This window comes from Dactylosporangium sp. CS-047395 (genome assembly GCF_050942185.1).
In the GTDB taxonomy this organism is placed as follows: Bacteria; Actinomycetota; Actinomycetes; order Mycobacteriales; family Micromonosporaceae; genus Dactylosporangium.
The window spans coordinates 10724000-10737955 of record NZ_CP192015.1 but is presented as its reverse complement, the minus strand read 5'-3'; the positions used below and the strand labels follow the sequence as shown (position 1 = coordinate 10737955).

General features: G+C 73.8%; 11 protein-coding genes and 2 tRNA genes. 6 read left to right on the top strand and 7 right to left on the bottom strand.

Annotated elements, in window-relative coordinates:
* The first annotated feature begins 85 nt into the window (after positions 1–85).
* Positions 86–1423: an MFS transporter gene (locus ACQP00_RS50095; RefSeq protein ID WP_433211233.1), complete on the top strand. Its 1338-nt coding sequence runs from the start codon at positions 86–88 to the stop codon at positions 1421–1423.
* A complete protein-coding gene (locus ACQP00_RS50090) occupies positions 1416–1835 on the top strand; it encodes a MarR family winged helix-turn-helix transcriptional regulator (protein ID WP_433211230.1) in 420 nt (139 codons plus the stop codon). The genes ACQP00_RS50095 and ACQP00_RS50090 overlap by 8 nt, the downstream gene beginning before the upstream one ends.
* On the opposite strand, the gene ACQP00_RS50085 is transcribed toward ACQP00_RS50090, so the two are convergent.
* From ACQP00_RS50085 to ACQP00_RS50055, 7 genes are read right to left on the bottom strand one after another with little or no spacing between them, the layout of a single operon-like run.
* Positions 1812–2162 (bottom strand): diguanylate cyclase domain-containing protein, encoded by a 351-nt coding sequence (locus ACQP00_RS50085; protein ID WP_433211228.1) that lies wholly within the window; start codon positions 2160–2162, stop codon positions 1812–1814. The genes ACQP00_RS50090 and ACQP00_RS50085 overlap by 24 nt on opposite strands.
* A gap of 33 nt (positions 2163–2195) precedes the next feature.
* Positions 2196–3545, bottom strand: a complete 1350-nt coding sequence (locus ACQP00_RS50080) for an FAD-binding oxidoreductase (protein WP_433211225.1) — start codon at positions 3543–3545, stop codon at positions 2196–2198.
* A gap of 27 nt (positions 3546–3572) precedes the next feature.
* A complete protein-coding gene (locus ACQP00_RS50075; RefSeq protein WP_433211222.1) occupies positions 3573–6878 on the bottom strand; it encodes an ATP-binding protein in 3306 nt (1101 codons plus the stop codon).
* Positions 6879–6909: 31 nt separating this feature from the next.
* Complete coding sequence (locus ACQP00_RS50070) at positions 6910–8397, bottom strand: hypothetical protein (RefSeq protein WP_433211219.1); 1488 nt, start codon at positions 8395–8397, stop codon at positions 6910–6912.
* The gene (locus ACQP00_RS50065; protein WP_433211216.1) at positions 8394–9254 is read right to left on the bottom strand and encodes an ABC transporter ATP-binding protein; all 861 of its coding nucleotides are present in this window, start codon (positions 9252–9254) and stop codon (positions 8394–8396) included. The genes ACQP00_RS50070 and ACQP00_RS50065 overlap by 4 nt, the downstream gene beginning before the upstream one ends.
* Positions 9255–9258: 4 nt before the next feature.
* Positions 9259–10314: a sensor histidine kinase gene (locus ACQP00_RS50060; protein WP_433211213.1), complete on the bottom strand. Its 1056-nt coding sequence runs from the start codon at positions 10312–10314 to the stop codon at positions 9259–9261.
* Positions 10311–10940, bottom strand: a complete 630-nt coding sequence (locus ACQP00_RS50055) for a response regulator (RefSeq protein ID WP_433211210.1) — start codon at positions 10938–10940, stop codon at positions 10311–10313. The genes ACQP00_RS50060 and ACQP00_RS50055 overlap by 4 nt, the downstream gene beginning before the upstream one ends.
* A 26-nt stretch (positions 10941–10966) precedes the next feature.
* Here ACQP00_RS50055 and nhaA point away from each other — a divergent pair, with 26 nt between their 5' ends.
* The 4 genes from nhaA (at position 10967) to ACQP00_RS50035 (ending at position 13947) form a co-directional block, all read left to right on the top strand.
* Positions 10967–12856, top strand: a complete 1890-nt coding sequence (gene nhaA, locus ACQP00_RS50050; RefSeq protein WP_433211207.1) for a Na+/H+ antiporter NhaA — start codon at positions 10967–10969, stop codon at positions 12854–12856.
* An 84-nt stretch (positions 12857–12940) separates the two neighbouring features.
* A tRNA-Arg gene (locus ACQP00_RS50045) sits at positions 12941–13013 on the top strand.
* Between the two features lie 427 nt (positions 13014–13440).
* A tRNA-Lys gene (locus tag ACQP00_RS50040) sits at positions 13441–13520 on the top strand.
* A gap of 73 nt (positions 13521–13593) precedes the next feature.
* Positions 13594–13947 carry a hypothetical protein gene (locus ACQP00_RS50035; protein ID WP_433211204.1) on the top strand — a complete coding sequence of 118 codons (354 nt, stop codon included), beginning with the start codon at positions 13594–13596 and terminating at the stop codon, positions 13945–13947.
* The last annotated feature ends 9 nt before the right edge of the window (positions 13948–13956 follow it).

The following is a 13956-nucleotide window of genomic DNA, read 5'->3' as shown; positions in this document are numbered from 1 at the left end:
GCGCCGACCCGTTCGTTGTACGAACATAACTATTATGGTCGTACAAACACGTGGTCGGCGCCTGCTCATCCTCGGCATCTGCTGCATGAGCCTGCTCATCGTCGGCCTCGACAACACGATCGTGAACATCGCGGTCCCGGCGATCGGGCGCGACCTGGACGCGCCGCTGTCGGGGCTGCAGTGGGCAATCGACGCGTACACGCTCGTGCTGGCCAGCCTGCTGATCATGGGTGGCTCGACGGCCGACCGGCTCGGCCGGCGGCTGGTCTTCCAGGTCGGCCTGGTGATCTTCGCCCTCGGCTCGCTGCTGTGCGGGCTGGCCCCCTCGCTGGGCTGGCTGATCGCGTTCCGGGTGGTGCAGGCGGTGGGCGGCTCGATGCTCAACCCGGTCGCCATGTCGATCATCACCAACGTGTTCACCGACCGCCGCGAGCGCGCCCAGGCCATCGGGGTCTGGGCCGGCGTCGTCGGCATCAGCATGGCGCTCGGGCCGGTCGTCGGCGGCCTGCTCGTGCAGACCGTCGGCTGGCGGACCATCTTCTGGATCAACGTGCCGATCGGGATCGCCGCGGTCGTGCTCACCGCGCTGTTCGTGCCCGAGTCCAAGGCGCCGCGGCCGCGCAAGGTCGACGTGCCGGGTCAGATCATCGTTCTGGTACTGCTCGCCAGCGCCACCTTCGCCATCATCGAACACCAGCCGCTGGTGGGCCTGCTCGCGGTGGTCGCGCTGGTGGCCCTGCTCGTGATCGAGCCGCGCCGGCCCGAGCCGCTCGTCGACATCACGCTGTTCCGCAGCCCGCCGTTCGCCGGGGCCACCTCGATCGCCGTCTGCGCGTTCGGGGCCCTGGCCGGGTTCCTGCTGCTCAACACGCTCTATCTGCAGGACGTGCGCGGCCTCTCCCCGCTGCACGCCGGCCTGCTCACGCTGCCGATCGCGGCCATCACCGTCATCCTCGGCCCGGTCTCCGGCCGGCTGGTCGGCGCCGTCGGGCCGCGCCCCTCGCTGCTCGTCGGCGGGGCCGGGATCATGGTCAGCGGGGTGCTGCTCACCGGCCTGACGCCGCACACGCCGCTGTTGTGGATCGTCGCCGCGTACGTCGCGTTCGGCATCGGCTTCGCCATGGTCAACCCGCCGATCACCGTCACCGCGGTCTCCGGCCTGCCGGTGTCCCAGGCCGGCGTGGCGGCCGCGTTCGCCTCGACCAGCCGCCAGTTCGGCTCGGTGCTGGGCATCGCCGTCCTCGGCGCCGTGGTCACCGCGGGTCTGCACGGCCGCGGGATGGCCGCCGGCTTCAGCCCGGCCAGCCACGTCGGCTGGTGGATCGTGGCCGGGTGCGGCGCCGCGATCCTCCTCATCGGTACGCTCACGACCAGCCAGCGGGCCATCAGCCGTCAACCCGATGCGGAGCTCGTCGATGCCTGAACCAGATCCGGACCGCGCGGCCGCCGTCTGGCGCGCCATGCTCGCCCTGGTCCACGAGCGCCACGACCGCCGCAAGGAGGTCAGCGAGGCGCTGGACCTGAGCTTCGTCCGGATCAAGGCGCTGCGCCGCCTGGCCGGCTCCCCGATGACGATGCGGGAGCTGGCCGCGCGCCTGTCGACCGACGCCCCGTACACCACCCTGGTCGTCGACGACCTGGAGCGCCGCGGCCTGGTGCGAAGGGAGCCGCACCCATCGGACCGCCGCGCCAAACTGGTCACCGCGACCGACCTGGGTCTGCGGGAGGCCAGGCGAGCAGAGGACATTCTGGCCGAGCCACCGCCCCAGATGATGACGCTGACCGCTGAGGAACTGGACGAGCTGGCGCGGCTACTGGCGAAGCTCGAAAGCTAAGCGCTCGATACCCGGAAGGTGGCGCGGGCGGTGACGGGGCCGGCGGCGGTCGGGAACGGCCGGTCGAAGGTGGCGCGGAGGGCGGGGATCAGGCGCTCGGCGGCCTCGGCGTCCGCGCCCGGCAGGAGGGACCGCGAAGTCGTCGCCGCCGAGGCGGGCCGTGACGGCGCAGTGCGGGGCGGTGCGGGTGCCGGCGTAGGCCGCGTCGCGGAGGCGGTGGGCGACGCCGATCAGGAGCTCGTCGCCGGCCTGGTGGCCGTGCGCCTCGTTGACGGCGCGAAAGCCGTAGCGACATGCCGCTGAGATCGGCCCGCACCCGGCCCGCAACAGTGCGGGCCGGGTGCGACACGGTTGTCGGTCTCAGGCGATCAGGGCCTGGCCGCTGGAGAACACGTTGGTCGGGTCGTAGGAGCGCTTCACCCGCAGCAGCCGGTCGCGGTCGGCGGCGGTCCAGTTGGCCAGGATCGACTCGACGTCCGCGCCGCCGGAGAAGTTGATCAGGCCGCCGGGGACGGTGTCGACGGCCAGGATCCGCTCGGTCACGGCGTCCACGACCGGCTGCAGGCCGGGCTCGCCGATGCCGATGACGAACAGGGAGTACGCGGCGCCGCGGCCGCTGACCGCGTTGGGCACGGCCGGCGTCCGGGCGAAGGCGCCGCCCAGCTGGCGCAGCTCGACCATCGGGATCGGCACGTTGACCTGCGGACCGGCCGCGGCGAGCACGCGCTCGACCGTCTCCGCGGTGAGCTCGCCGAGCAGCACGCCGCGCTCGCGGGTCGGCATCGGGTCGGTGGGGTCGCGGTGCACGGCGTCGATGGCGGCGTACGGCAGCGACTGGATGTCGTCGATGACCGCCGGGGCCGCCTCCCGCATCGGCGCGAGCAGCCGCGCGCACTCGTCCTCGCCGCCGAGGAAGAACACCCGCAGGTGGGCGACGTACGCCCCACGCAGCGGCGGCGGCAGCATCGGCAGGTCGGGCAGCCGGAGCAGGGCCACCGAGGTGCTCATCTCCTCGGGCAGGCCGGCCGACCAGTCGCGGTACGCGTGCAGCACCTCGGCGACGTGCGAGACCGGGAAGTAGATGCCGCCGCCGACGAAGCCGGGCACCTCGAACAGGTCGAACTCGATCGCGGTGACGATGCCGAAGTTGCCCTTGCCGCCGCGGACGGCCCAGAACAGGTCGGCCTCGTGGTCGGCGTCGATCGTGCGCAGCGCCCCGTCGGCGGTGACGATCTCGATCGAGCGGACGTGGTCGGCCGCGAAGCCGTACTTGCGCCCGAGCGGACCGGTGCCGCCGCCGAGGGTGTAGCCGACCACGCCGACCTGGGTCGAGGAGCCGTTGAGCGGGGCCAGGCCGTGCGGGGCCGCCGCCTCGACGACCTGCGACCAGCGGGCGCCGGCGGCCGCGCGGGCGCGCCGGGCGGCCGGGTCGACGCTCACCTCGGTCATCCGGCCGGTGGTGACCAGGACGCCGCCCCGGGCCGGGCGGACGGCGCCGTGCCCGGTGGCCTGGACCCAGACCGGCAGGCCGAGGGTGCCGGCCCAGCGGACCGTCGCGGCCACGTCCTCGGCGCAGGTGGCGCCGACGACCGCGAGGGGCTCGTGGGTGGTGGCGAAGTTCCAGGCGAACACCTCGTCGGCGAAGCCCTCGTCGCCGGGGACGTATACGGGACCGGCAACGGCCGGGAGGGAAGTCAGTGCAGTGGTCATGGGGACACCGTGGCGGGCCCCGGTTGGTCAGGACTTGGAATCGACTAGGGCGGCGACTTGTGCCTCGGCCGCGGCGATGAGGTGGGCCGCGCCCAGCCGGCGGTGCGCCTCCAGCGCGGCCCGGGCGTGGACCAGGGCTTTCTCCCGATCGCCGAACGCCGCGGCCAGCCCGGCCTGGGCGTAGCGCAGCGATCCCCAGGTGGCACAGCCGGTGCCCAGTGTCGGAAAACGGTCGGCGTAGGGCTCGATCTCGGCGTACAGCTGCCGTGGGTCGGGTGTGCCCAGCCGGGCCGATACGAGCGCCCACTGGAACGCCACGAAGTCCCAGCACCACAACTGCTCGTGGGCGGTGCCCCAGCGCTCGACGAGCGCCCGGGCGCGGTCCTCGTCGCCCGACTCGCACGCGGCCAGCACCGCGGTCGGGCGCAGCAGCTGCAGGTGCGGCTCGTCGGCCCGGCGGATCAGCTCCTCGCACAGCTCGCCGGCGCGGCCCTGGAAGCGGCGGCTGGTGTACAGCATCGCCAGCCGGATCCACTGCGTGCCCCACAGTGAGGTGTGCTCCTGCAGTGCGAACGCCTCGCCGACCAGCCGCTCCCCGGCCGCCCAGTCGCCGGCCAGCATCGCCCGGCCCGCCTGCGCGTAGCGCACCTGCGCGGGCAGCACCGGCGTGCGGATCTCCTCGGCCAGCCGCACGGCCCGGGCCAGGTCGGCGTCGAAGCCGGCCAGGTCGCCCAGGCTGACCTCCGTGATCATGCGGTGCAGCAGGGACATCACCTCGACCGTGCGCGGCAGGCCGGGGATCGCGAGCAGCTCGTCGGCGGTGGCCCGGCGCTCGTGCAGCCGCTGCGGGACCCAGCCGACGTTCCACGCGTTGTTCAGGGTCCGGGCCAGCAGCTCGGGGTCGCCCAGGCCGCGGGCCAGCCGCACCGCCTCGGCCGCGTGGGCCTCGCCCCGCTCGCGGTCGGGGTGGTGGTACAGCTCGACGGCGAGCGTCCCGAGCAGCACCGCCCGCCGGTACACGTCGTCCGGGCGGAGCCGCTCCAGCTGCTCGCGCAGGATGGCGATCATGCGCTCGTCGACGGTGAGGTACGGCCGCCACGTCCACAGCGTCGCCCCGCCGAACAGCGTCGCGGCGTCCATCGCGAGCTCGTCGTCGCCGAGCTGCCGGGCCAGCGTGAGGGCCTCGTCGAGCACCGCCCGGGTGCCGTCGAGGTCACCGGCCGCGCGCCGGGCCACCCCGAGCTGCACCAGCAGCCTGCAGCGCTGCTCGGCCGCGCCCGCGCGGGTGGGGTCCAGGGCGCCGAGGGCCGCTTCGAGGTAGCGGGCCGCCTCGTCGTAGGCCAGCTGGGCCATCGCCAGCTCGGCCGCCCGCGTGGCGTAGCGCACCGCCCGCTCGGCCACCCCGAGCCGCGCCGCCATCGTGAAGTGGTGGACCAGTCGCCCGAGCAGGTCGGGGTCGTCGGGCCGGTCGAACGCCTCCAGCGCCTCGCCCACCCGCTTGTGCAGCCGGGCCCGTTGCAGCCGGCTCAGCCGGCCATAGACGGCGTCCCGGACAAGAGCGTGCGAAAAGCGATAATCCCAGCCATCCGGTACTTCCAGCAGCACGCCCGCCGCCACCGCCGGTTCGAGCCCGGCCATGACGAGCTCGTGCCCTCCCGCGTCCCGGTTCTCGGTCGCGGCTTCGAGGAGGAGCAGGTCGACGTCCCGCCCGATCACGGCGGCCGTCTCCAGCAGCTCGCGGGTCCGCTCGGGCAGCCGGGTCAGCCGCCGGGTGATGACGTCCCGGACGCTCTCCGGCACGCCCGAGGCGGCCACGGCCTGGGTGTCGCTCCAGCCGTCCGGGTTCTCGCTCTCCAGCAGCCGCAGCAGCTCGTGCAGGTAGAAGGGGTTGCCGCCGGTCCGCTCCAGCAGGGCGTGGGCGACCCGGCCGGGGCGCTCGACGTACGCCGCGATGTCGTCCTCGGTCAGCGCCGCCAGCCGCATGCGCTCCGCCCCGCGCTCGTTGGCCAGCAGCGCCAGGGTCTCCCGCAGCGCCGGGTCGGCGTCGGCCGCCTCCGGCCGCAGCGTGCCCAGCACCAGGATCGACCGCCGGTGCAGGGCCGGTGCGAGGTGGGCGAGCAGCTGCAGCGAGGACGGGTCGGCCACGTGCAGGTCGTCGATCACGATGAGCAGGGGCCGGGCCGCCGCGTTGGCCCGCAGCGCCTCGCCGACCGCCTCGTGCAGGTGGAACAGGGCCGTGTCCGGGTCGCGCTCGGTGGTCGCGGTCCGACCGGCCAGCATGTCCAGCAGCGGGCGGGTGTCGGGAAGGGCGCGCAGCACCTGGTACCACGGCCAGAACGCCGGCGTCGCGCTCGCCTCCACGCACCGGCTCCAGGCCACGGTCAGGTCGGGCCCGGCCAGCTCGGCGGCCCGCTCGGCCAGGCTGGTCTTGCCCAGGCCGGCCTCGCCGACGAGGAGCAGCACCCCGCCGGACCCGGCCCGGGCCTGCTGGATGCGGCTGGTGATGCGCTCCTGCTCGGCCGCGCGGCCCACGAGCTTCTTGGCCGGCGGCCGGGCCACCGTGACCGCCGGTTCGGCCGGCAGCAGCGCCGGGTCCTGGCGCAGGATCGCCGTCTCCAGCGCGCTGAGCTCCGGGCCCGGGGGCAGGCCCAGCTCCTCGTCGAGCACCTTGCGGGCCCGGCGGAAGGCGTCCAGCGCGTCGGCCTGGCGGCCCTCGCGGTACAGGCCGAGCATGAGCTGACCCCAGGACCGCTCGCGGAACGGCCGGCGCTCCAGCAGCGCGCGGGCCCCGGCGATCGCGGCCGCCGTCCGGCCGGTGGCCAGCCGCGCCTCGGCCAGGTCCTCCAGCGCGCCGTCGCGCAGCTCGCCCAGGCGGGCCACCTCGGCCGCGGCGAACGCCTCGTCGGCGAAGTCCGCGAGCGGGTCCTGCCAGTCGCGCAGCGCCGCTTCGAGCAGGCGTTCGGCGTCGCGGTGCCCGCGCGCCGCCGCCACCGCCCGGGCGAAACGGACCGCGTCGATCTGGTCCCCCTCGACCGCCAGTAGGTACCCGGGGTCGCGGGTGAGCAGCACCGCGGGCGGCGTGCGGGGCGGCCGGTCGGGCTCCAGGGCCCGCCGCAGCTGGGAGACGTACGCCTGGAGGGTGCCGGTGGCGCTGACCGGCGCCTCCCCGGCCCACAGCCCCTCCACGATCCGGTCCACGGACACGACCCGCCCGGGTTCGAGCAGGAGCATCGCCAGGACCGCACGCTGCTTGCGGGCCCCGAGGTCGACGGCGCGGCCGTCCGGCGTCCGAACCTCGAGGGGGCCGAGCATCCGGAAGTCGAGCCGCGCCACGGCGCCACGATAGCCGCGCGGACCTGCGATGTCAGCGGCGCGCGAGGCGAAAATTGGTCCACAGCAAGGAACCCGTCACACCGGCGAGCGCCAATGCCGCCCACGCACCGGGTCCCGGGCCGGTCACCGTGTCCCCTTCGCGCAGAATGCCCATGAAGTTCAGCGTGTCGGCGTCGTTGATCATGAGGTACCAGAGCACCGTGTACACCGCCTGGAAGACCCGCGGGGCGCCGGTCAGCGTGCCCAGCGCGAGGGCCAGCGCGGGGACGAACAGCGCGCCGGCGGCCCAGGCGACCAGCCCCGGCCCGTCGGCCGCGAACCCCATCCGCAGCGCCGCGCCCGCGCCCAGGGCCGCCGCCAGCAGGACGCCCGCGAGCCACTCGGCGAGCACGCGGCGGCGCGGGGCCGGGTACGCCCCCAGGATCGCCGCCGTGCCCGAGGTCGCCGGCTGCGTGCCCAGCCGCGACCACAGCAGCACCGGCCACACCCAGGCGACGGCCAGCACCGCGCCGCGCGGGAGCGCCAGCCCGGCCAGGGTCAGCGCGGCCGCGCCCAGCCACCACCACAGCGGCGCGCCCGCGGCCAGGATGCGCGCCTCCCCGGCCAGCAGCCGCCCGAACCCGGGGCCGGGGCGCGGTTCAGCGCGCGGGAGCCCGCGGTACACCGAGCGCGGCTCCGGACCGGCCGGCGCGCGACCGGGCCGGGCCGGGCGGTCGAACCGGTGGAACCACAGCGCGGGCGCGAGGGCGACGGCCACCGCCACCAGCACCAGGGCCACCCGGCCGAGCAGGAACGGGGCGTCGAGCCGCAGCCCGGGCCAGTCGAACACCTTCAGGGGCTCGTCGACGTACATCAGGCCCAGCCCCACGTCCTGCGAGGCGCCGGCCGGCAGCGGTACCGGACGAAGCCCGAGGCCACCGAAGGGCGCCCGCGAGGACTGCCCGCCGATCGCGCCCACCATCCACACGAAGACCCACAGCACGTTGCCCAGCCCGCCGCGCAGCACCGGGGTCACCTCGAACAGCAGCGCCAGCGCGCTCGTCACCACCAGCATCGGCAGCGCCACCAGCGCGAAGGGCAGCAGCAGGCCGACCGGGTCGACGGTGCGCGACTCGCCGCGCAGCAGCTGCAGCACCAGCGCGGTCGCGGCCAGCACGGCGGTCATCGAGGCCAGCACCGCCACGTTGCTCACCAGCTTCGCGGCCAGATACGACCAGGCGCGCATGGGCGAGGCCGCGATCAGCTGCCCGACGCCGGTCCGCTCGTCCCGGGCCACCGCGTCGCGGACCAGGTAGAAGCCGACCAGCGTCAGCCACAGCGCGCTGGTCAGGGCGGTCACCAGACCCACGTAGTCGCTGGTGTACCGGCCGCGGAACCCGCCGATCACCAGCACCGACCAGTGCGCGTCGACCGGCGGCACCGCGATCAGGCCCAGCCCGATGGCGGAGATGAGCATCAGCAGGTACGCCGGGCGCCGCACCCGCTCCCGGAAGTCCGCCACGGCCGCTCCCGCGATCACCGCCGCACCGCCCCGACGTAGGCGTCCTCGAGGTCGGGCGCCACCGGCCGCGCGTCGGGCAAAGGACTTTCAAGAGCCAGAACCCGCAGCCGTACTCCCTGTGCCGTCCGCACGGCCCGCGTCGTCAGCAGCCGATGCTGCAGGGCCGCCGCGTGCTCGGCGGGCACCGTCGCCTCCCACACGTGCCCGGCCACGCTGCCGGTCAGCTCGGCCGGCGCCCCGTCGAAGCGGACCCGCCCGGCCGCGACCACGGCGATCCGGCCCGCCACCGACTCGACGTCGCTCACGATGTGCGTCGAGAGCAGCACGACCCGGGTCGCGGCCAGGTCGCTGAGGATGTTGCGGAATCGCACCCGCTCCTCCGGGTCGAGCCCGGCCGTCGGCTCGTCCACGATCACCACGCGCGGATCGGCGAGCAGCGTCTGCGCGATGCCGACGCGGCGCAGCATGCCTCCGCTGTACCCGCCGAGCGCCCGCTTCGCCGCATGCGTCAGGTTCACCAGCTCCAGCAGCTCCGGGATGCGGGCGCGGGCGGAGCGGGCGGAGAGGCCCTTGACCGCGGCCAGGTAGGTCAGGAACTCGACGGCGCTCAGGTTCGGGTACACGCCGAAGTCCTGCGGGAGATATCCGAGCGCCCGGCGCAGCCGGTCGGGGTGGGCGACCGCGTCCCGCCCCTCGAACCGCACCTGCCCGGTGGTGGGCCGGGTGACGGTGGCCGCGATGCGCAGCAGGGACGACTTCCCGGCCCCGTTCGGCCCCAGGAGCCCGATCAGGCCCGGCTCCAACCGGAGGGTCAGGCCGTCGACGGCGCGTTTCTGTCCCTTGTAGACCTTCGTGATGTCGAGGAGTTCGAGCATGTCCTCAAGGCTGCTGGCGCCCGTTCCCCGGCACATCTGCCGAATGGGAGAGATCGGCGACGACTTCCCACATTCCGTCTCTTGGCCCGGCGGTCAGTGTTCCGCCGACCTCGGTGGCTTGTTCGCGCAGCGCGTGGAGCCCACTTCCACCTCCCGCGCGCGTGGGCGACATTCCTGACATATCCGAAACGACGGCCAGAATCCCCGCGCTCGTCAGCGTGATCGTGACGCGGGCTGTCGAGGGGGCATGGCGGCGGACGTTGGTCAGGGCCTCGATCACCACGTGGTAAGCGACATTTCCGGCGGCGGGGGAGAGGGCCACGCCCGGCTCGATGGTGAGGGTCGCCGCCGGGCCGAAGCGCGCGACCACGCCCGGCAGGTCGGCCACGCCGTATCCGCGCGCGGGGGCGGCGTCGTCGCGCAGGGCGGCCACCATGTCGTCCATCGCCGCCAGGGCCCGCTGCCCCGCCGCCTCGATCCGCTCGTAGGAATCGCCGGCCGGCGCGACCCGGGCCGCCTGCGCCTCCAGGACGATGCCGGTGACCTCGTGGGCGACCAGGTCGTGCAGGTCCCGGGCCAGTTCGAGGCGCTGCGCGCGCTGGGCCGCCGCCAGTGCGCGGGCGCGCCGGCCGTCGCCGGCCCGCAGGTGCAGGCCGAGGCCCGCCGCCGCCATCGCGCACGCGAACGCGGTCGCCACCACGAGGATCGAGGCCTCCGCGCGGCTGTGCGGCTGGTGCAGGGTGACCCGCAGCGGCAGGACCGTGACGGCCAGCGCGACCAGCGCCGCGATCCACCTTCCGGCGCGGGTGGTGCGCACCAGCAGTACCAGCGAAGGGGTGAATTCGAGGATGAGCCAGAGGCCCGGCGGCTCCGGTGGACCCCGGTAGATCACCGTCACCAGGAGGGAGACCACGGCCGCGGCGAGCGCGAGCGACGGCCGGATCGCCGCCGCCACGGCCGCCATCGCCGCGATGCTCACCAGCAGCCCGGCCGCGCGCGCGAACGGCAGCCCGCACAGGACCGGGACGGCGAGCAGCAGGAGCAGCCAGCGCGACCTCACCGCGCGACGACCCCGTTGTTCCAGGCCCAGACCGCGATCCCGACCCGGTTGCGGACCCCGAGCTTGCGCTGCACGGCGGCGACGTGGGTCTTCACCGTGCCGGCCGAGATGAACAGCTCGGCGCCGATCTCGGCGTTGGTCCGCCCGGCCCCGACGTGCGCCGCGATCTCCAGCTCGCGCTCGGTGAGCGGCTCCGGCGACTCGGGCCGGGGGCTGGACAGGTGGCGCAGCAGCTTGACCGTGATCGCCGGGCTGATCAGGCTCTCCCCGGACACGGCGGCGCGGACGGCCTCGGTGAGCAGGGCCGGCCCGGACCGCTTGAGCAGGAACCCGGCGGCCCCGTTGCGCAGCGCCGCGTACACGTACTCGTCCAGGTCGAACGTGGTGACCACGACCACCCGGGTGGGGCCGCCGGCCAGCTCCCTGGTGAGGGTGAGCCCGTCCATCCGCGGCATCCGGATGTCGACGAGCGCGACGTCGGGGAGCACTGCGCGTACCAGAGCCAGGGCTTCCACTCCATCGGCGGCCTCGCCCACCACTTCGATGTCGTCGGCCGCGCCCAGGATGCGCCGCAGACCGTCGCGCACCATCGCCTGGTCGTCGGCGATCACCACCCGGATGCCCACGATCCAAAAGCCTAGACTTTCCCGCTATGGCCGACCCGTCGCCCGAAGGCGGCACGTCTTACTGGCGCCGTGACGTCGCCGCGCCCCTGCGCAACTTCATCACGACGGAGTCCGGCAGCGCCGGAGTCCTCGTGGCCGCCATCGTGGCCGCCCTGGTGTGGGCGAACGTGGACACCGCGGGGTACGAGCGGCTCTGGAGCACGGACCTCGCCGTCCGGCTCGGCGGCTGGCAGCTCTCCTGCGACCTGCGCACCTGGGTGAACAGCGGCCTGATGACCCTGTTCTTCATGGTCGTCGGCCTGGAGGCGCGCCGCGAGCTGGACCTGGGCGACCTGCGCGACCGCCGCCGCTTCCTGCTGCCGTTCGCGGCCGGGGTGGCCGGGATGGTGGTGCCGGTCGCGCTGTACCTCGCGATCAACCGCGGCGGCACCGGCGCCGGCGGCTGGGGCGTGGCGATGTCGACCGACACCGCGCTCGCCCTGGGCCTGCTCGCGCTGGTCGGCAAGGGCGTGCCCGAGCAGGCGAGGGTCTTCCTGCTGACCGTCTTCGTGGTGGACGACCTGGTCGCGCTGCTCGTGATCGCCGTCGCGTATTCCGAGCACATCGCGGCCATGTACCTGATCGTCGCCGTGGTGATCTTCGGGGTGATGCTGGGCCTGCGCCTGCTCGGCCTGCGGGCCGGCTTCGTCTACGCCCCGATCGGCATCGTGCTCTGGTACTTCATGCTGCGCAGCGGCGTCGACCCGGTCGTGGCCGGCCTGGCCATCGGCCTGATCGCCCCCGCGTACACGCCGGCCCGCAGCGCCCTGGAGGCGGCCAGCGGCCTGTTCAAGCTCTTCCGCGAGCAGCCGACCGCCGAACTGGCCCGCACGGCGTCGCTCGGCCTCAGCCGCACCCTGTCACCCAACGACCGGCTGCAGCGGATGTACCACCCGTGGACCAGCTACCTGATCGTGCCCCTCTTCGGCCTGGCCAACGCCGGCATCCCGATCGACGGCGCGTTCCTGGCCCGCGCGTTCACCTCGCCGGTGACCCTGGGTGTGCTGGTCGGCTACGTGCTCGGCAAGCCCCTGGCCGTAGTCGTCACATCGTGGCTGGTCACCCGCCTCTCCGGCGGCCGCGTGCGCCCCGGCGTCGGCTGGGCGGCGGTCCTCGGCAGCGGCACGATCGCGGGCATCGGCTTCACGGTCTCCCTGCTCATCGCCAACTTGGCGTTCACAGGCGACGAGCTGGCCGAGGCCAAACTGGGCGTGCTGGCGGCGGCGGTGCTCGCGTCATTGCTGACCTTCGTCGTGTACCGCGTGACGGCCCGACTCCCCAAGCACAAGCGAGCCCGCGCCCTGCTGGGCGACGCCGAGGTGCTCGTCGACCTCATCCCCCCGGTCGACGTGTCGGTCGACCACGTCCGCGGGGCCGCCGGCGCTTCGGTGACGATCGTCGAGTACGGCGACTTCCAATGCCCCTACTGCGGCCAGGCCGAACCGGTCGTGCGCGAACTGCTCTCCGACGCCGACCTGCGCTACGTCTGGCGGCACCTCCCGCTGACCGACGTCCACCCCCAGGCCCAACTCGCCGCCGAGGCCGCAGAGGCAGCGGCCGCGCAGGGCGCCTTCTGGCCTATGCACGACCTGCTCCTGGACCACCAGGACGAGCTCAAACCACAACAGCTGGTCGGGTACGCCGTCGAGCTGGGTTTGGACGCGGAGCGTTTCCGTGCCGACCTGCACCACCACTCGCACGAGGCCCGCATCGCGCAGGACGTCGAGTCAGCCGACCTGAGCGGCGTGAGCGGCACCCCGACCTTCTTCATCAACGGCCAGCGCCACTACGGCGCCTACGACCTGGCCACACTCACCGAGGCCGTGAAGGTGGCCCGGGCCCGCGCGTACATCGGCACGGCTGCGGGGCGGCCTTGATCGAGCCGGCTGTGGCGAAGGTTGCCCGGATACGCGATTTCGGTCGATGCCATGGTTCCCCTAGACTCGGTGACGCAGGTACGAGGCCTCGTAGCTCAGGGGATAGAGCACCGCTCTCCTAAAGCGGGTGTCGCGCGTTCGATTCGCGCCGGGGCCACTGGGCTCCCCCTTCGTGGGGGAGCTCCGCTCCACCCGCACCCCTCAGCCCTCCGCTCGATTTCCGGCCGTTCCCAAGCCTCAGCGGCCGTGACCGGCGAGGCCGACCGCGCCGGACCCCGTCGCCGGGAATTCCTTGGTCCGAGTTGATGCGCCCTGGTTGGTAGCGTGAGCCATGGGTGTTCCCTGGCGAAACGCGCCCGACGTGCTGGCCGATCTGCTGCGCGAGCATGGCCTCAGCCCCGACCGGGTGGACAACGTCGAGACTGCATGGCAGGCGTTCCGCGCGTTCCTCGCCCAACCGGTGGACGGTCTTGCAACAGCACCGGACCGCAGGCTCTATGGGCGAGCACTCCCTTCCGCAGCAACATCGACCTGGACCCCGCAGACTGACCCCACGATGAGCAGCCCGTGCCCACGGCCGCGGACGGCCGGACGGTCACCCACCGGTGGCAGATGCACCGCTCTCTTGAAGCGGGTGCCGCGCGTTCGATTCGCGCCGGGCCACCGGATGGTTTGGCCGCTTTGAGGGCTATGTCGCCGCGGTCTGCCACCACCTTGATCGGAAGCTAGCCTCGTCGATGATGGCGGACGAGATTCCCGAGCACTGGGCCCCGAACAGCACCAGCCGCGTCGGCCCGGCGGCCGTCGTGTTGACGGTGTTGACGGGCATCGCCTGGCTGTTGCTCGGCGTCGATGGGCTGATCTACCGCGACTCGCTGGACGAGCCGGAGGGGCTGGGCACCTTTGCGGCGGGGCTGGCTGGACTCGTCGGCTCGGCGGTGACGCTGGTGATCACCGTCGCCACCGCCGCTGTCGCGGGATATCACCGGGCCGTGAGCGAGCGGCGGTGGGCGTTGGTGGTCGCGGTGACCGCGACTGTTCTGGCGCTCGCGCTGTGCGGCGGTTGGGGCGTGGTGTTCGCCCGCCAGTGACCGCACCCG